The following is an 18,800-nucleotide window of genomic DNA, read 5'->3' as shown; positions in this document are numbered from 1 at the left end:
TCTGGCCTGCCGGCCATCTCCCCCTCAAGGGGAGATCAGCAGGCCCCGCCGCAAAAGCTCAGCTCTTGTTGGCGGCCAGCACCAGCACCGGCTTTTCGCTGTAAAGATTGGGGAACAGCCGCTTCAGGTTCTCGACCTTGGGCAAATCGTTGTAGACGATATAGGGATAGGTCGGGTTGAGCGTCAGAAAGTCCTGGTGGTAGTCCTCGGCCGGATAGAAGGTCTTGCCGGTCTCCAGCGTCGTCACGATCGGCTTGGGAAACACCTTGGCCTTGTCGAGCTGGGCGATGTAGCTTTCGGCGATCTTTTTCTGTGCGTCGTTTTCGGCAAAGATCGTCGAACGGTACTGGGTGCCGCTGTCCGGGCCCTGGTAGTTCAGTTGCGTCGGGTTGTGCGCCACCGAGAAATACACCTGCAGCAGCTGGCCGTAGGTCACCTCGGACGGCTCGTAGGTGATCTCGACGGATTCGGCATGGCCCGTCCGGCTGGTGCCGACCATTTCATAGACGGCCGTGTCCTTGTCGCCGCCGGCATAGCCGGAAACGGCGCTGGTGACGCCCTTGACGTGCTGGAACACGCCTTGCACACCCCAGAAGCAGCCGCCGGCAAAGACCGCCTTTTCGGTGCCGGCGGTGGCCTTCTCGTCCATTGCCGGCGGCGGGATCACCACCGCGTCTTCGGCCGAAACTGCCGGCGTCTGCCAGAACACGGCCGCGGCGGCCGTGAGGATGAGCGCGGCAAGCGCTGCTTTTGCGAAAATCGACGATCGTTTCACGACTCCGGTCATGTCTGATCTCCCATGATGGTGGTGGATTATACGACGGATAGGTCCGCCGGGCTCTCACATTGCTGTGCGCATCGCCTATTTGGCCGGAGCCATGGCATCGCAGGCCTTGGTCGCTTCGGCTTTCTTCATGGCGTCCGTCTCGGCGGCTGCCTTGTTCATGCAGTCGGCCTTCATAGGATCTGTCGCCTTCATCGCAGTCGTGGCCATGGCGCCGGCCGGCTTCATGGCGTCCGTTGCCGGCTTCATGGCGTTTGTTTCCATCGCCGGCTTCATCGCATCTTCGGCCCGCGCCGCGCCTCCTGCGAACAGCGCCGTCGAGCCAAGTGCGAAGGCGAGTGCCGCCAGGGTCGGGCGATTGGTCAAACGATTGAGCATGATGATCTCCTTGGGTTTGGCAGGGGTTGACGGCATGCGGCGGCGCCGCTGCGCGTTGGGGGAATTTCGGGAGGGTTTCTAATTCGTAGCGGCAGCAAGGATCGGCCCGCCGCCTGGCACCTGCACCAGCACCGCCGTGCTGAGGCCGCCCGTCGCCGCCGGCAGCGGCAGTGCGGTGGCGTCGCCGGTCCAACTGCCCAGCCTGGTCAGCGAACGCACGACATTGGCGTGCGGCAGCGTGCGGCCGGTGTTTTCGCCGCGTGCCACCGGCACCTCGATGACGCCCTTGCCATAACGCACCAGCCAGACGTCCGCCTTGCCGCCGGGCACCGGACCGGCGCCGATGCTGACCTTCCCGCCGGCGAGCGACAACGAAGGTCCGTCACCGTGGCCGCCGCTCGAAATCAGCTGCTCGATCTCGCCCGGCCTGGCGCCGACGGCATCGGCCCTGCCGTTGACCACCACTTGCGGCGTGAACGGGCCGGAACGGCCGAGCGACGGTTCATAGCGGACCTGGCGCTGCGTGAATTCTTCTTTGCCGAATGTGTCCTTCCAGCCGAGATAGTCCCAGTAGGTGACGTTGAAGGACAGCGCCAGCACGCCGGGCCGGTCCTTGACCTTGATCAGATTGGCGTTGGCCGGCGGACAGGACGAGCAGCCCTGGCTGGTGAACAGCTCTACGACGGTCAGCGTCTGGCTGGCGGCCGCGCTGGTTGCCGACAGCACAGTCGCGGAAAACAGTGCCGCGGCGAGCCCCATCAGGGCTGTGCTGCGTTTCGCTGTCGATCCGGGCATCGCTGTTCTCCTGTGCGGTTCCATGTCCACACTTCGCCGCCGACACACGGTTCGTTACAGCATCACCGCTTCGTGATCGTTCGCAGCTCTCCCTTCTCCCACAGGGGGCGAAGGGAAGACGGTCGCTCGCAACCAACACGCCACCCGGTGTGACCGGGGCGGCGATGTGATGGACGGGCAGCCTAAGCGGGCCGATATGCCCTCGCACTCAGCGGCGGCCTATTGTGTCAACAGCGTTTCCGATGCCCGCTGATTGAAGGCGCACTTGCCAGTTACTGTGTAGAAAAAGTCCGCGTTGGAATCGGTGATGGTCGGAGATGTCGGCACCGACGATCCCCCGTCTTCCCACGCTTGTGTGCTGGTCTGGCCGCACGGCACCAGCGTGAAGATATCGACCGTTTGGCCACTGGCGATCTCGACGCCGTCCGCGTAGAGGCGGTTCGATGTCGCCGGATCGTTCGATTTGAGCACGGTTGGATTGCCTGACGGGACATCCATCTGCAGATAGAGTTGGTCCATCTGGCTGACGTCGATCACCGCGCCGGCACCGGTCGCGGGATACATGGTGTTGACGCAGGTCGTAGCGTATTTCCTGGTACCGCTCGTCTGGGTGATCGTGGTGGTGGGCAACCCATAGAAGCTGGTCACCGTGGTGGTCGTACACACTTGCTGCTGGACCATAGTGATCGTCGCTCCGTTGATGGTGGAGACGGTCGCCGTGCCATAGCCTTTCGGATCGCCATAACCGTTGTATGTGTAGGTGATCTTCATCAGCTTGTTGGCCACCGTGTCCCCGAATTTGGTGCCGTAGAGCGTCATTGTCTTGCCCCACCAGCCCGAGATCTTGGTCACCTTGAACGTGGCTTGCACTAATGCCGGCCGCTTTGTCACCGCCGACGCGACGCCGACCTGCACCGTGTTGATCCTGGCGATCTGCATGAAATTCGTCGGCATGGCAAAGCCGGCCGAAGCTTTGATGCTGGCGGCGCCGTCGGTGGCGACGACGAAGCTGTCGAGCTTGGACGTGCCTTGCCCGCCATTGGCCAGGTATGCCTCCTGCAGTTTTACCTGGCGGTCCGCCAGTGAGGTGTCCGTCGCAAGCGTCGTGATCGACAGCGACGCTGCATCGAGGGCGTTCTGCATCGATGCCCTGGTTGAAACCGCAGAGGTATAGTCGATGGAAAAACCCAATGCGGCAACCATCGGGATAAGCAAGATGGCGAGCAATGGCGCGAACGAGCCGCTCACCGATTTGAGAAATTTGCGTGCTGACAACGGCATTCCGATCCCCCCGAAACGGCGATGGCCAGTGGGCTATCACGCCGGGCGCGAACTATGCTCTAATCTCATGGATCAAAGTTTAACGACTTTGCCGCCCCGCCGCCGCACCCGCGCCCCGCCGCTTGCCGATGTAGCGTGCCCCTGCTAAAGCGCGCCGCATGACCACGCCGATCAAAAACATCCGCAACTTCTCCATCGTTGCCCATATCGACCATGGCAAATCCACGCTTGCCGACCGGCTGATCCAGTCGACCGGCGGGCTGGAGCTGCGCGACATGAAGGAGCAGGTGCTGGACTCGATGGACATCGAGCGCGAGCGCGGCATCACCATCAAGGCGCAGACGGTGCGGCTGAAATACCGCGCCAACAATGGACAGGACTATATCCTCAACCTGATCGACACGCCCGGCCATGTCGACTTCGCCTATGAAGTGTCGCGCTCGCTCGCCGCCTGCGAAGGTTCGCTGCTGGTCGTCGACGCCTCGCAAGGCGTCGAGGCGCAGACGCTGGCCAATGTCTACCAGGCGATCGACAACAACCACGAGATCGTCGTGGTGCTGAACAAGGTCGACCTGCCCGCCGCCGAGCCCGAGCGCATCCGCGAACAGGTCGAGGAGGTGATCGGCATCGACGCCTCCAACGCCGTACTGATCTCGGCCAAGACCGGGCTCGGCATTCCCGACGTGCTGGAAGCGATCGTCAACGATCTGCCGCCGCCGCGCGAGGGCGACATCGCGGCCCCGCTGAAGGCGATGCTGGTCGACTCCTGGTACGATGCCTATCTCGGCGTCATCGTGCTGGTCCGCATCATCGACGGCGTACTGAAGAAGGGCCAGACCATCCGCATGATGGGCACCGGCGCCAGGTACCTGGTCGAGCGCACCGGCGTCTTTACGCCCGCCCGCATCAATGTCGACGAACTCGGCCCCGGCGAGTTCGGTTTCTTCACCGGCTCGATCAAGGAGGTTGCCGACACCCGCGTCGGCGACACCATCACCGAGGACAAGCGGCCGACTGCAAGTGCCCTGCCCGGCTTCAAGCCGGCGCAGCCGGTGGTGTTCTGCGGCCTGTTCCCGGTCGACGCCGCCGATTTCGAGGATCTGCGCGCCGCCGTCGGCAAGCTGCGCCTCAACGACGCCTCCTTCTCCTTTGAAATGGAAACCAGCGCCGCACTCGGCTTCGGCTATCGCTGCGGCTTCCTTGGCCTGCTGCATCTTGAAATCATCCAGGAGCGGCTGGAGCGCGAGTTCAATCTCGACCTCATCGCCACCGCGCCTAGCGTCGTCTACCGCCTGCTGTTGAACGACGGCTCTGTCAAGGAACTGCACAACCCGGCCGACATGCCCGACGTGGTCAAGATTTCGGCCATCGAGGAGCCGTGGATCCGCGCCACCATCCTCACCCCCGACGACTATCTCGGCGGCATCCTGAAGCTCTGCCAGGACCGGCGCGGCATTCAGGCCGACCTCTCCTATGTCGGCAAACGCGCCATGCTGATCTACGATCTGCCGCTCAACGAGGTGGTCTTCGACTTCTACGACCGGCTGAAGTCGATCTCCAAGGGCTACGCCTCCTTCGACTATCATTTGACCGACTACAAGGAAGGCGACCTGGTGAAAATGTCGATCCTGGTCAATGAGGAGCCGGTCGATGCGCTGTCGATGCTTGTCCACCGCACGGCGGCGGAAAAGCGCGGCCGCCAGATGTGCGAGAAGCTGAAGGAGCTGATCCCGCATCATCTGTTCAAGATCCCGATCCAGGCGGCGATCGGCGGCAAGGTCATCGCCCGCGAGACTATCTCGGCGCTGCGCAAGGACGTCACCGCCAAATGCTACGGCGGCGACGTCTCACGCAAACGCAAGCTGCTCGACAAGCAGAAAGAGGGCAAGAAGCGGATGCGGCAGTTCGGCAAGGTGGACATCCCGCAGGAGGCGTTTATCCAGGCGCTGAAGATGGGCGATTGAACTGTCATGCCGTCCTCAGGTCGATCCATCCATCGCCCCAGGTTTCGGTAGCCAGAACAGGCGTAGGCTGATCCATTGGCACCAGCACTTGCTTCGCAACGGGCGTCTCTCCAGTCGAGTCCAAGAGCAGTCCGATCCCGCATCGAGAATAAATCCTCGAATCGCCGCGCCGAACGTTGCATCTATTTAGGCGCGCGGTAAGCGCGAGGCTGTTCGTCACCACCACTCTTGTGTTTGATAGCAAGGCCGCCCTCTGCGCGCGCCGAGTAATCCACGAGCTCAAGATACCTCTTGAATCAAAGGTCCAGCAAGTGGACTTGTCGAATATAGGAGCGTTTATCCAGTCGGCGCGAGCATGGGCGAACAGCCAATCTCCCGGTGCATTTTCGTTTACGTCTGCGCAGATTAGATTTATTACTCTACCTCCGTACGCAAGATCGCATACAATAAGCTCGTCGCCAATGTCTATATTTTCATACAGGACGTCCGCGGCTATCCCAAGGTCAACGTCTAAGCCAAACCGGTTTATCTGCAAGGAGTCCAAGTTCCACGGAAACAGCTTTGACTGTTTTATGATCTCTCGCCCCGTCGCGTCGAATATTGACACAAAGTTTTCTCCAACTTTTTCTCTCGCTGGCGACAAGCAATTTGAAAACCCTGCAAATATGTACCGCAGCCTCGGGAGAGACTGAGTGGATTTAAAATACAAGCGCGACTGTTCTCGTATTTCTTTTTGAAAAGACGAAATGTTAGTCGAATCAATTGAAGATTCTGGAAAAAACAATATGGAGACGCCTCCATCTAGGGCGGCTTTCAAGATGCGTCGAAGTCGATCCAAAGAGTACGTTGGCCTGATGGAATATGAATTTTTTTCTGGGGACAACTCTATCGCTACATCGTCTTCCCTCTCCAAAAGCGGAGCAATTCCGATGACATCAGCGTCTTCGTTTATGGATATCGGTAAGATGTCCAGTTGAGCGTCTATCGAATAGCTTAGCTTTATATACCTCTTCGGTGAATAGATGTCTCGCGGATCATGAACCGGTAGCCGCGATGGGAGGAAAGCTGTGGCCGCCAAAAGTTCGCGCAGTACCATGGGCCTGCCTTCGGCGGCCAGAGGCATAGGAGGATCGGCCGTTAGAACACTATCCCGCAGAATCCAATCGGATCTGTGGTGGATAGGGTGGCCCCAGGCGGAAGCCGGTATCATAATGCCTTCTGCCGTCGACCCAAACGCCCGGTCGACTGAAAATCTGTCTTCAGCGACAACGTGACCTCTCCGTTTGGGCATCGGTCGGTGGGTATCTGATGGGACCAATGGAAGGTGCCAGCGATCAAGAATCTGCAGCGCGCGAACGAAAGAGAGAAATTCATCGAATCTCCTGGGCGGAGAGATTGGCCAGTCAATGCCCTCCAAAGCCATGTTTAGAACCTCATGGGAGTCCAGCGTCCACTCGTCTACTCCGACATTAATCCCAATCTCAGTAAGCAGCGTTTCAGAAGCTTTGGACAGCCAGATCTCCAGCTCCGAGTTGGGAACATCGTAATCGCATTCCAATGCGAATAGGGCACCGGAGATGGCAGCGAGCACGTCAGACGGGCTTTCCGGCAGGCAGGATTCCCCGGCAATTCTCGAGTCAATTGACGTCAATTGATATTCATCCTAAATGGAAACGCGACTAGATCGGCAAAGAGACGGGGCAGGGTGTAGCTATTGGACGACCATGAATCTTCGATTCAGCGCTTTCACGAGCTCCTCACCAACGCTGTGGACAATGAGGATTGGGCTACCGCGGCGACCAGCCGCGACCGGTTGAAAGTATTGCTGCTCGATGCTCTCCTATCGGGAAAGAGCCGCGATATCGCTCTAATAGAGAATGCATTGAGCCGCGTACGTGCAAAGCTCATATTCGACAGGGACATTGATCTAAACGTCGGGCCAAATGCTACCGCATGGATGCTAGCGTCGGATGTCGGAACCGCGAGGTTGGCCCAGCGACTTCGACCGCTGTTGCCGGATACAGGTGTTGAGCCCTCCGTAAGGGACAAGGTATTTAAGGCGATATCTACAAGCAACCTTAATGGCATCAGTAACTCTGATATACAAAAGAGAACCGGCCTCCGAGCTGAAACTGTTACTCGAGCATTGTCAACCTTGCGGGCCGAGGGATCAGTTAGGTCACGGAAAGTCGGCAGGTTAAATATCAATCAAATTGCGATTAAGCCAAAAACAAGCCTTACCATCGCGGACGTAAGGCGAATAGTCGTTCAGGAAGAGAAGCGCAGACCAGGTTCAAATGCGCAACGCGTAATTTTCCCGCTAATCAATGATGGTGATTCGTCTGTATCGGAAGTTAACAATGTTAGAGATAGCGGGCAAAACAAAAGCGATATGGACTCGGTTAAGAATGCACCTGAAATTTATCACGAAGTGACCAAAAGTGTCCCCGAGAGTCCAGGAGTTATTGTTCAAAATATAGGGCGCGTTCTGGAGGCAAATAGATACGCGCCGGAAACTAGGAAGAAGAGCGTGGCAATTAACTTTAAGGCTACAGCTCTTGCTGGGGCACGCTATGGCAGATAGCAAGCCAAAAGAGAAGACATACGGTGCATTGGTTGCATCCTTACTGCAGGATGTCGGATATAGGGCTAAACTAGACCTAGATGAAGAGATAATACGATCCTCTGCCGGCGGATATAACATAATAATATTCCCTCGGATGGATGCCTCGTTTCCTAAGTTTGGGAATGTTCAATTTCGGTGCAGTGTTGTTAGAGAGGGGACCAACGTTGAATTGGAGCATGTAAATAGATATAATAGGAATTTGAGATTTTGTAAGATGTACTTGGACGACGATCGCGACATCATAATCGAATCGGATTTCTTTTTTGACGCATTGTCGGAGGACGCTTCACAGAGGCTGGAGTCGATTATGCTTCTCGTTGAGGGGTCAATTAGCGAGTTGAAGCAAACGATAGCATCTTCATTCGAAATGGCTGCTTCGACCGACAAGAGTGCTGGCGGCCGCTCTGTCGAAGATGACGTCTCAGCGGCAGGGCAATGACTGGGTGGCGGCCGGATTTCTGACCTTTCTCGCCGGCGAGAGCCTGCTGCTGGCCGGCAATGCGGCCCGGGCTTGAGGCCAGCGTGCCCTCCTATGTCGGCGGTATCTCGCTTTGGGCGGCGGCGCTGGTCATGGTCAGCGCGCCGAAAACCTTCGCGCTGTGGATGCGGCTTACCGCTGTCGTGGCGGCTGTGCTGTTTGTCGTCTCGGCGGGCCTGATCCTGTGGGGTGCGCCTTTGCTGCCGACCTCGACGCCGCTGCCCGCTGCCGGATATCCCTTCCTGGTGCTCACATTCATCGGCTGGATCTGGACGCTGCTGAAGCCCGATCGTTGAGCCCGGTCGGACCGCCCCCTCTCCGGTTTGCTGCGCAAACCACCTCTCCCCCACTTTGTGGGGGCGAGGACACGCCCCCCGCCACCCCGCCCCGGCGGATCAGTTGGGGCCCGCCCCCCCCACGGGGGGAGTGGGGGCCGCGTCGGGGCCGGAGAGGGGTCTTCCTTGGCAACGCTGCGCCTTTCGCGATGTGCAAATGGCGCACCCCCTTCCACCCATCCCGCCGCCATGCCATGTTCCCCCTCGCGGCCGGGCAGGCCGCTTCATTCCGGGGGGAAATCATCATGTCGTCCTACGCTTTCGGGCGCCGCGTCGCCGCGTCGCTGTTCATTGTCACGCTGTTTGCGCCCGTCGCGCATGCCGGCGATGTCACCTTCGAGATCAAGAACAGCCATCCGAACGCCATGCGCGTCGAGCTCTACAGCCAGGACCGCGATCATGTCTGGCCGGGCAACAATCAGGATTACTATCTCAACGACGGCGAGACCAAGGCGATCCCGCTGTCCTGCAGTGACGGCGAATCGATCTGCTACGGCGCCTGGGTCGATGGCGACGAGAATACCTATTGGGGCGTCGGCCCCGGCAATACGGAAAAGTGCGACGATTGCTGCTACACCTGCAGTGGCGGCGAGACCGAGGAAATCGATCTGGTTCCGTGACGTGGCGGATCTCCCCCCTTGAGGGGGAGATGTCGCCAAAGGCGACAGAGGGGGTCGCCGCGCATAGAGCGCCAACCTGTTCTGCAGCAGTAGGCCGAGTCCGGTCGTGCCGACCCCCTCTGGCCGCTGCGCGGCCATCTCCCCCTCGAGGGGGGAGAGGGCCGTCCCGCGAGTGCAGGCCGGCAACGGAATTTCAAAGCTGAAACAAAAAACCCGCCTCGGCGGGCGGGTCGTTGGAGCCAATTGGCACCATGCGCAAATTAATAGCATAGCTGCCGGCACAAAGCAAGAACAAAATGTGGTGCTGCGAACAAAAAATGGGAATTCCCTTACCGCCGCGCCCGAGGTCGGCCCTCACGAGGGGGAGAATGCTGCCTTGACGTCGTCCTGACTGTCGCCATAGCGTAGTCCGACAGGAGACCCACCCATGGCAGTGGTCGAAGGCGAGAACATCGACATCGGCTTTTCGGGAAAACGTTGCATCCATTCGCGCAACTGCGTGCTTGGCGATCCGCATGTTTTCGTGCCCAACGCGCCCGGCCAGTGGATCCACCCCGAGGCGGCCAGCGTCGAGAAGATCGTGGCGCTCGCCGAAGCCTGCCCGTCCGGCGCCATCACCTATGTCCGCAAGGATGGCGGGCCGCAGGAACAGCCGCCGGTGGTCAACATTGTGCGCATAAGGGAAAACGGTCCGCTTGCCGTCCATGCCGAGATCGTGTTGGGCGGCGAAACGTCTTACCGCGCCACGCTCTGCCGCTGCGGCGCCTCGGAAAACAAGCCGTTCTGCGATGGCAGCCACGCCAAGGCTGGCTTCATCGCCACCGGCGAGCCGGCGCTGAAGGACACGCCGGCGCTGGAGGTGCGGAATGGCCCGCTGACCGTCACACCGACGACCAACGGCCCGCTCAAGCTCGAAGGCAATGTCGAAATCGTCACCGGCACCGGCCACACGGTCGACCGCACGCAACGCACCTTCCTCTGCCGCTGCGGCCACTCCGCCAACAAGCCGTTCTGCGATGGCTCGCACAAGCGCGTGGGGTTTGTCGGCTAGCCTAGCGATCTCCCCCCTCGTGGGGGAGATGTCGCCGAAGGCGACAGAGGGGGTCGGTACGTCCTGACGCCAACGCGGCGGCCAGAGAATGCCGGGGCTCCACGCGAGACGACCCCCTCTGGCCTGCCGGCCATCTCCCCCTCGAGGGGGGAGATTACGCTGCCTTGGCCCAGCGCTCGTGCCTTTATCGGCCCGTTCATATCCGCTAAGGGGCGGAGACGAATTCTCCGGACCCAAATATGACCGCCAAGCCCAAACCCTCACCCCTGTTCCTCGGCATCGACACCGGCGGCACCTATACCGACGCGGTGCTGTGGTCGGAAGCCGGCGGGCCAAGCGGCAAGGTGCTGGCCAAGGCCAAGGCGCTGACCACGCGGCATGATCTGGCGGTCGGCATCTCCGGCGCGGTCGATGCGGTGCTCGAAATGGCCGGCACCGACCCGGCAGCGATCAAACTGGTATCTATGTCGACAACGCTAGCCACCAACGCGCTGGTCGAGGGCCAGGGCGGCCGCGTGGCGCTGGTGATGATCGGCTTTGCCGAGGGCGACCTTGCCCGCGACGGGCTGAAGGCGGCGCTTGGCACCGACCCGGTGGTGTTCTGCCCCGGCGGCCACGATGTCCACGGCAATGCGGCAAAGCTCGATCTGTCCGGGCTGGAGGCAGCTTTGCCGGAACTGGAAAAGTCGGTGTCCGGCTTTGCCGTCTGCGCCTATTTCGCCACCCGCAACCCGGCGCATGAGCTAAGCGCGCGGAACCTGATCCGCGACAGGACCGGCCTGCCGGTCACCGCCAGCCACGAACTGTCGGCCAAGCTCGGCGGCCCGCGCCGGGCGCTGACGACATTGCTCAACGCCAGGCTGATCTCGATGATCGACCGGCTGGTCGCGGCAACGGAAGGCTTTTTGGCCGCGCGCAACATTGCCGCCCCGCTGATGGTGGTGCGCGGCGACGGCGCTCTGGTCTCGGCTGCCTTTGCCCGCCAGCGGCCGATCGAGACCATCCTGTCCGGCCCGGCCGCCAGCCTCGTCGGTGCCCGCCACATGACCGGCCTCGACGATGCCGTGGTCTCCGATATCGGCGGCACCACCACCGATGTCGCCGTGCTCGACAAGGGCCGGCCGCGGCTTGATCCGGAAGGCGCCACCGTCGGCGGTTTCCGCACCATGGTCGAGGCCGTCGCCATGCGCACTTTTGGGCTCGGCGGCGATTCCGAAGTGGCGCTGGAGGACGGCGCGCTCAGCCCGAAGATCCTGCTCGGCCCGCGCCGCCTGGTGCCGCTGGCGCTGGCCGGCTTGATGCATGGCGAGGCCGTCACATCAGAGCTCGAACGCCAGCTGCGCGCGCCCAACCCCGGCCGCATGGATGGCCGGCTGGCGGTGCGCACCGGCGTGCCGGAGCGGCTGGCGGCCGGACTGACCGGTGCCGAAGCCAAGCTTTACGAGCTGATCGGTGCTGTGCCGCAGGCTCTAGACAGATTGCTGACCTCGAACGCCCAGAACGCCACCTTGAACCGGCTGGTGTCGCGCGGGCTGGTGCATGTCGCCGGCTTCACGCCGTCGGATGCGGCGCATGTGCTGGGCAGGCAGGCCAATTGGGATGCGGCCGCGGCGCGTCTGGGTGCCGAGCTGTTCGCGCGCAGGCGCGACGGCCGCGGCCAGTTCATCGCCGCCTCGCCGGAGGCGATCTCGGAACGGGTGCTGACCGCGCTGACCCGCCTGTCGGCCGAAGTCATCCTCGAAACCGCCTTTGCCGAGGACGGGCTGGATGGCGCTGCGACCGTCGCCCATGCCCTGGTCCAGCGCGCCGTCGACGCGCATCCCGGCATCGCCCGCTTGAGCGTCGCGCTCGACCGTCCGGTGATCGGCCTCGGCGCCTCGGCGCCGCTGCATTATGCCGGTCTGGCCGAGCTGGTCGGCAATCGATGCGTGGTGCCGCAGGATACCGATGTCGCCAACGCGCTCGGCGCCGTCGTCGGCCAGGTCCGGGTATCGGCCGAGGCGCGGGTCAGCCAGCCCAAGGAAGGGCTATTCCGCGTCGCCTCAGGCGAAAGCGTGCGCGATTTCAACGACGAGGCGGCGGCAATCGCCGCGGCGGAGAAGGATGTGCGGGCGATTGCCGCCGGGCGGGCGAAGGACGCCGGCACCGACAGCGCCGAGATCGAAATCGCCAGCGAATACCGCGTCTCCACCGTAGAGGGCCAGCGCATGTTCATCGAGGCGCACGTCGTGGCGGTGGCGTCGGGACGGCCAAGGATTGCGGTGTGAGCGCGTAATCGCCCTCCTCAAGGGGGAGATCGGCAGCGAAAACGCCCTACCTTCACCCTGAGCTGAATTGACCCTGCCACCGTGACATGCCAAAGGCCCGGCCTAGCCTTTCGTCTGGAGAAGCCCTGATGACCGATCGCGTCGAGATCGCCGGATTGCGGATTGCCCGCGAGCTTCATGATTTCGTCGTGAACGAGGCGCTGCCGGGCACCGGCATTGAAGCGGAGGCATTCTGGAGCGGTTTTTCGGCGATCGTCCATGATCTCTCGCCAAAAAATCGGGCGCTGCTCGAAAAGCGCGATGCCATGCAGGACAAGCTCGACCGCTGGTATCGCGACAATGGCGCGCCCGTCGACATGGAGGCCTACACGAGCTTCCTGCGCGAGATCGGCTATCTCCTGCCCGAGGGGCCGGCGTTCAGCGTGACCACCGAAAATGTCGACCCGGAAATCGCTTTGGTTGCCGGGCCGCAGTTGGTGGTGCCGGTGATGAACGCGCGTTATGCGCTGAATGCTGCCAATGCGCGCTGGGGCTCGCTGTACGATGCGCTCTACGGAACCGACGCCATCCCGGAGACGGACGGCGCCGAGCGAGGCAACAAATTCAATCCGGCGCGCGGCGCCAAGGTCGTCGCCTGGGTGAAAAGCTTCTTCGACGAGGCGGTGCCGCTCACGACAGGCAAATGGGCCGGCGTCAACGGGCTTTCGGTCGCCAACGGCATGTTGCGGCTCGGCGAGGGTGCCGGCGCCACCACGCTTGCCGACCTCAGACAGTTTGCCGGCTATCGCGGCGATGCCGCCGACCCCGAAGCCGTGCTGCTCACCAAGAACGGCCTGCACATCGAAATCGTCATCGACCGCAACAACCAGATCGGCCGCACCGATCCGGCCGGCATTGCCGATGTCGTGCTGGAATCGGCACTGACCACCATCCAGGACTGCGAGGATTCGATCGCCGCAGTGGATGCGCAGGACAAGGTGCTGGTCTACCGCAACTGGCTCGGCCTGATGAAGGGCGACTTGGCGGAGGAGATCACCAAGGCCGGCAAGAGCTTTGTCCGCAGGCTCAACCCCGACCGCACCTATACCGCGCCCGATGGCGGCACGCTGACCTTGCCCGGCCGCTCGCTGATGCTGGTCAGGAATGTCGGCCACCTTATGACCAATTCGGCGATATCAGACCGCGACGGCAACGAGGTGCCGGAAGGCATCATGGATGCGGCGCTGACGGCGCTGATCGCGCTGCATGACATCGGCGTGAACGGGCGCCGCGCCAATTCTCGCGCCGGCTCGATGTACATCGTAAAGCCCAAGATGCACGGGCCCGACGAAGTTGCCTTCGCCGTCGAGATTTTCGACCGCGTCGAAGCGCTGCTCGGCGTGCCCAAAAACACCATCAAGGTGGGCATCATGGACGAGGAGCGGCGCACCACCGTCAACCTCAAGGAGGCGATCCGCGCCGCGAAAGAACGCGTCGTCTTCATCAACACCGGCTTCCTCGATCGCACCGGCGACGAGATCCACACCTCGATGGAAGCCGGCCCGATGATCCGCAAGGGCGACATGAAGCAGGCCGCCTGGATTGCCGCCTACGAAGCCTGGAACGTCGACATCGGGCTGGAATGTGGGTTGGCCGGCCACGCCCAGATAGGCAAGGGCATGTGGGCGATGCCCGACCTGATGGCGGCGATGCTGGCCGAGAAAATCGTGCATCCCAAGGCCGGCGCCAACACCGCCTGGGTGCCGTCGCCGACGGCGGCGACGCTGCACGCCACCCATTATCACAAGGTCGACGTCCATGCCGTGCAAGCTGCGCTGAAGAGCCGGCCCAAGGCAAAACTCGACGACATCCTGTCGGTGCCCGTCGCTGTCCGGCCGAACTGGTCTCAGGCGGACATCCAGAAGGAACTCGACAACAACGCGCAAGGCATTCTGGGCTATGTCGTGCGCTGGATCGACCAGGGCGTCGGCTGCTCGAAAGTGCCCGACATAAACGACGTCGGCCTGATGGAGGATCGCGCCACACTGCGCATTTCGTCCCAGCACATCGCCAACTGGCTGCATCACGGCGTCTGCACGCCCGAGCAGGTCATGGAGACGATGAAACGCATGGCGGCGATCGTCGACCGCCAGAACGAAGGCGATCCGCTCTACCGGCCGATGGCGCCGGATTTCGACAAGTCCATCGCCTTCCTCGCCGCCTGCGACCTGGTCTTCAAGGGGCGCGTGCAACCCAACGGCTACACCGAGCCAGTGCTGCACGCACGGCGGCTGGAGCTGAAGGCGCGGGAGCGGGCGGGATAGAACCTATGACAGTCGGGCTATAAACTGTTGCGGATCGCCAAGCATTAAATGTTTTCACAATTCACTGTAGGGTGGAGGCTTGATTGGCTATTACGATTTGCTCCGCAGATAGCGTGCGAGCGGATTCGCGGGGGGCGAATGAGCAAAAACAAGTCTGAATTAAATGTCAGAAAAGTCTTTGTATCGATATTAGTTATTTGGGGGGCATTGCTACTCGACTTGCTGCCGATCCAAGCTGCAGAAGAGGTGCCGTTAGCTGTGCCTCTGATAAAATTGGAATACCCGGGAAATCCACCCAATATCCGGATGCTGTATGTTAAGGTGCTGTCCCTCAGCAACCGAAAAATAAATCAACCACTCTTATTGGATACCGGATCCAGTGGCATGACGATCGACTGTGCTTCTGTGCTTCCCAAGAAGCTGTGTTCCGTCGAAGGAATAAAAATTACGAAAGATCTGGAACTAGATGGGATAACCGTTACCAACCAAAAAACCGTCATGAATTACGGAACCTACGATGAGTACGGAAATGTTGCGTTGGCTCGAGTGACTTTCGGTTCCCGAGGCGCTTCCGTTTCGACCGAGGCACCCATCCCCTTCCTTATTCGATACAAGACAGTTAGACGCAGCACAGGTGAAATTGTCGGTGGCCGGCTCTGGCCAAAGGGCATTTTTGGCATTTCCCCTATTGGAGGCGGCGGACCAAATCGAATGCTGAAATCGCCAATGGACGCTGTGAGTCCCAGAAATGGCTTGCGAAAGGGATATTATCTTTCCCCGATAGGGACCGATTGGAGAGCTTGCACGAATGAGGATGCGAATTGCCCGGCGGTCAAGGCGCTTCACATTGGAATATCGGACAGCGTGAAAAGCGGGTTCAATGCGGAAAAATGGAAAACCGCTAGCAACAGCTATAACTTCCCAACCATAGGTTCATGTATTCTATTGAACGAAAAAACAACTTGCCGGCCGACGCTTTACGACTCGGGGAACTCCACGATCGTAATAGCGGACAGCCCGCCAAAAGATTCAAGCGGATCCATGGATATCGGTACCAGAGTCGCCGTAAAAATCGCGATGCTGGGGGAGTGGAAATTCGACACATCATACGGATCCGAGTTGGAATTCTCTCCAACGATCGGCCACAACATCATTGGCATACGATATTTTGAAACGAATAGTTTACTTGTTGACCTCGAAGCGAAAGAGATCGGAATCCGCATCGGCAACTGACCGGAGCTCTTCATCCTGTTCGGCCGCAGGACGGACGCTTCTACGCCGCCTGCGCCATCCGCTCCGAGCTCATGCGATAGGAAATCGCTTCGGCCAGATGGATGCGGCCGACTGTCTCGCTGGCCTCGAGATCGGCTAGGGTCCGCGCCACCTTCAAGACGCGGTGATAGGCTCGTGCGGAAAAGCCGAGCTTTTCGCTGGCATCCCTCAGCAGCGACAGGCCGGCGGCGTCGGGCATGGCGATCTCCTCGATGACTGACGGCGAGCAATGGGCGTTGGTGGTGGCGGTCGCGCCGAGCCGCTCGAAGCGCTCTCGCTGGATCGTCCGCGCCCGCGCCACGCGTAGTGCCACGGCTGCGCTCTTCTCCGCCCGGTCCGGCCGGATCAAATCGCTGGCCGAGACCGCCGGCACCTCGATCCTGAGATCGATGCGATCGAGCAGCGGGCCGGAAATGCGCGCCTGGTAGTCGGTGCGGCAGCGATCGCCGCGCAGGCAGCGATAGCCCGGCTCGCCGGCCATGCCGCAACGGCACGGGTTCATCGCCGCGACCAGCTGGATACGCGCCGGGTAGGTGACGCGATGATTGGCCCGGGCGATCATGCAGTCGCCGGTCTCGAGCGGCTGGCGCAACGCATCGAGCGCCTGCGGCGAGAATTCGGGGAACTCGTCGAGGAACAGCACGCCGTGATGGGCAAGCGAGGCCTCGCCCGGCCGCACGCGCAGGCCGCCGCCGACCATCGCCGCCATCGAGGCTGAATGGTGCGGCGCGCGGAACGGCCGCCGGTCTGTGAGTTTTCCTTCGCCGAGTTCTCCGGCCACGGAGGCAATCATCGAAACTTCGAGCAATTCCCTGGGCGCCAGCGGCGGCAGGATCGACGGCAGCCGCTGCGCCAGCATCGATTTTCCCGAGCCCGGCGGCCCGACCATCAGAAGATTGTGGCCGCCGGCCGCCGCCACCTCCAGCGCCCGCTTGGCGGTCTCCTGCCCCTTGATGTCGGCGAGATCGGGCAGGTCGCGCGCCGCGGCATGGATGCCGGCTTCCGGCCGCGACAGAACCTGCGTGCCGCGAAAATGATTGGCGATGGCGATCAGGCTGCGCGGCGCCAATATGTCGAAATCCTTGCCGGCCCAGGCCGCTTCCGGCCCGCAGGCGAACGGGCAGATCAAGCCCTTGCCTTCGGCGTTGGCACCGATTGCCGCCGGCAGCGCGCCAGCCACCGCGGCGATGGTTCCGTCGAGCGACAATTCGCCAAGCACGACATAGCCGGCCAGCATGTCGCCCGGAATGGCGCCGAGCGCCGCCATCAGCCCGAGGGCGATCGGCAGATCGTAATGGCTGCCTTCCTTGGGCAGGTCGGCCGGCGCCAAATTGACGGTGACCTTCTTCGACGGCATCGACAGGCCGGATGCATGAAGTGCTGCCTGCACCCGCTCGCGGCTTTCGGCTACAGCCTTGTCGGCAAGGCCGACGATGTGCATGTTGACCTTGCCCGGCGCGATCATCACCTGCACGTCGACCGGCACGGCCTCGATGCCCTGGAAAGCAACCGTGCGAACCCGCGCCACCATGTCTTCACCCCGGATGCAGGCTTTGCCCCAAGCCTTTGCGATCATGCCGCGAACGGCGTCACCGGAGACAACCACAGATTCCCGGCGAAGGCAAGAACATTTGGGGAACGTCTGAACGCAACGGCGGCAATGGTTTGCAACGCGGCTGCTCCCGAAGCGAGGCTAGTGGCGCTTCTCCTCCACGGCATCCCAGAACAGGCTGGCGATGTCGGCGCCGCCGAAGCGCTGCACTTCGCGTATGCCGGTCGGTGAGGTCACGTTGATCTCGGTCATGTAGTCGCCGATGACGTCGATGCCGACGAGGATGAAGCCGCGCTCCTTCAGCGAGGGGCCGATGCGGGCGCAGATCTCGCGTTCGCGTTCCGTCAATTCGGTCTTTTCGGCGCGGCCGCCGACATGCATGTTGGAGCGCGAATCGTGCTCGGCCGGCACGCGGTTGATGGCGCCGACAGGCTCGCCGTCAATCAGGATGATGCGCTTGTCGCCAGCCCGCACCTCCTTGAGGTAGCGCTGCACGATGTAGGGTTCGCGGAACAACTGGCCGAACATTTCGAGCAGCGAGGCGAGGTTGCGGTCGGCCTCGTGCAGGTGGAAGATGCCGGCGCCGCCATTGCCGTAGAGCGGTTTGACGATGATATCGCCGAACTCCTTGCGGAAGGCTGCGACCTCGAGCGGGTCCTTGGTGATCAGCGTGTCCGGCATCAGGTCGGGAAATTCAGTGACGAAGATCTTTTCCGGGCTGTTGCGCACCCAGGCCGGATCGTTGACCACCAGGGTCTTCGGATGGATGCGCTCGAGAATATGCGTGGTGGTGATGTAGTTCATGTCGAAGGGCGGATCCTGCCGCAAAAGGATGACGTCCATCTCCGAAAGATCGGTGCGGACTTCTTCGCCCAGCGAATAATGATTGCCCTTATCGTCGCGAACCTGCATCGCCTCGATACGGGCAAACACCTTGCCGTCGCGCAGCGACAGCCGGTCGGGCGTGTAGTGGAACAATTGGTGGCCGCGCCGCTGCGCCTCCAGCGACAGCGCAAACGACGTGTCGCCGGCTACCGACACGGTGGAGATGTGGTCCATCTGGACGGCGACTTTCAGGGGCATGGCAGCTCTCC

At 61.5% G+C, this 18,800-nt stretch carries 16 protein-coding genes; 9 read left to right on the top strand and 7 right to left on the bottom strand.

Annotated features, from left to right (window positions below):
- Positions 1-58: 58 nt before the first annotated feature.
- The 4 genes from msrA to NKI59_RS02315 form a co-directional block, all read right to left on the bottom strand.
- The gene (gene msrA, locus NKI59_RS02330) at positions 59-787 is read right to left on the bottom strand and encodes a peptide-methionine (S)-S-oxide reductase MsrA (protein WP_352702094.1); all 729 of its coding nucleotides are present in this window, start codon (positions 785-787) and stop codon (positions 59-61) included.
- A gap of 75 nt (positions 788-862) precedes the next feature.
- Positions 863-1,162, bottom strand: a complete 300-nt coding sequence (locus NKI59_RS02325) for a hypothetical protein (protein WP_502901017.1) — start codon at positions 1,160-1,162, stop codon at positions 863-865.
- Between the two features lie 78 nt (positions 1,163-1,240).
- Entirely contained in the window at positions 1,241-1,957 is a 717-nt protein-coding gene (locus NKI59_RS02320; RefSeq protein WP_502901016.1) for a DUF1223 domain-containing protein, read from the bottom strand.
- A gap of 219 nt (positions 1,958-2,176) precedes the next feature.
- Entirely contained in the window at positions 2,177-3,238 is a 1,062-nt protein-coding gene (locus NKI59_RS02315; RefSeq protein ID WP_352702093.1) for a TadE/TadG family type IV pilus assembly protein, read from the bottom strand.
- A 158-nt stretch (positions 3,239-3,396) separates the two neighbouring features.
- Here NKI59_RS02315 and lepA point away from each other — a divergent pair, with 158 nt between their 5' ends.
- Entirely contained in the window at positions 3,397-5,202 is a 1,806-nt protein-coding gene (gene lepA / locus NKI59_RS02310) for a translation elongation factor 4 (RefSeq protein WP_352702091.1), read from the top strand.
- A 4-nt stretch (positions 5,203-5,206) separates the two neighbouring features.
- Here lepA and NKI59_RS02305 read toward each other — a convergent pair whose 3' ends face one another.
- Positions 5,207-6,853 (bottom strand): hypothetical protein, encoded by a 1,647-nt coding sequence (locus NKI59_RS02305; protein ID WP_352702089.1) that lies wholly within the window; start codon positions 6,851-6,853, stop codon positions 5,207-5,209.
- A gap of 63 nt (positions 6,854-6,916) precedes the next feature.
- On the opposite strand from NKI59_RS02305, the gene NKI59_RS02300 reads away from it, so the two are divergent.
- From NKI59_RS02300 to NKI59_RS02265, 8 genes are all read left to right on the top strand, one after another.
- Positions 6,917-7,786: a hypothetical protein gene (locus NKI59_RS02300; RefSeq protein ID WP_352702087.1), complete on the top strand. Its 870-nt coding sequence runs from the start codon at positions 6,917-6,919 to the stop codon at positions 7,784-7,786.
- Positions 7,776-8,267, top strand: a complete 492-nt coding sequence (locus NKI59_RS02295) for a YbjN domain-containing protein (protein ID WP_352702086.1) — start codon at positions 7,776-7,778, stop codon at positions 8,265-8,267. Before NKI59_RS02300 ends, NKI59_RS02295 begins: the two co-directional genes overlap by 11 nt.
- Positions 8,268-8,350: 83 nt before the next feature.
- Positions 8,351-8,602, top strand: a complete 252-nt coding sequence (locus NKI59_RS02290; RefSeq protein ID WP_352702084.1) for a hypothetical protein — start codon at positions 8,351-8,353, stop codon at positions 8,600-8,602.
- A gap of 284 nt (positions 8,603-8,886) precedes the next feature.
- Complete coding sequence (locus tag NKI59_RS02285) at positions 8,887-9,261, top strand: hypothetical protein (protein WP_352457282.1); 375 nt, start codon at positions 8,887-8,889, stop codon at positions 9,259-9,261.
- Between the two features lie 427 nt (positions 9,262-9,688).
- On the top strand, positions 9,689-10,312 hold the full coding sequence (locus NKI59_RS02280) for a CDGSH iron-sulfur domain-containing protein (protein WP_352702082.1): 624 nt from the start codon (positions 9,689-9,691) through the stop codon (positions 10,310-10,312).
- A 239-nt stretch (positions 10,313-10,551) separates the two neighbouring features.
- Complete coding sequence (locus tag NKI59_RS02275) at positions 10,552-12,579, top strand: hydantoinase/oxoprolinase N-terminal domain-containing protein (RefSeq protein WP_352702080.1); 2,028 nt, start codon at positions 10,552-10,554, stop codon at positions 12,577-12,579.
- Positions 12,580-12,707: 128 nt separating this feature from the next.
- The gene (locus NKI59_RS02270; RefSeq protein ID WP_352702078.1) at positions 12,708-14,882 is read left to right on the top strand and encodes a malate synthase G; all 2,175 of its coding nucleotides are present in this window, start codon (positions 12,708-12,710) and stop codon (positions 14,880-14,882) included.
- 138 nt (positions 14,883-15,020) lie between these two features.
- Positions 15,021-16,115: a hypothetical protein gene (locus NKI59_RS02265; RefSeq protein ID WP_352702076.1), complete on the top strand. Its 1,095-nt coding sequence runs from the start codon at positions 15,021-15,023 to the stop codon at positions 16,113-16,115.
- A 40-nt stretch (positions 16,116-16,155) separates the two neighbouring features.
- Here the strand turns inward: NKI59_RS02265 and NKI59_RS02260 are convergent, their stop codons facing one another.
- Together NKI59_RS02260 and gshB are read right to left on the bottom strand one after the other, a co-directional pair.
- Entirely contained in the window at positions 16,156-17,685 is a 1,530-nt protein-coding gene (locus NKI59_RS02260; protein WP_023679867.1) for a YifB family Mg chelatase-like AAA ATPase, read from the bottom strand.
- A 162-nt stretch (positions 17,686-17,847) separates the two neighbouring features.
- The gene (gshB, locus tag NKI59_RS02255) at positions 17,848-18,789 is read right to left on the bottom strand and encodes a glutathione synthase (RefSeq protein ID WP_352702074.1); all 942 of its coding nucleotides are present in this window, start codon (positions 18,787-18,789) and stop codon (positions 17,848-17,850) included.
- Between the last annotated feature and the right edge of the window lie 11 nt (positions 18,790-18,800).

The organism is Mesorhizobium sp. M0598 (assembly GCF_040320865.1).
GTDB lineage: Bacteria > Pseudomonadota > Alphaproteobacteria > Rhizobiales > Rhizobiaceae > Mesorhizobium.
This window is presented reverse-complemented; position numbering and strand designations above follow the sequence as displayed.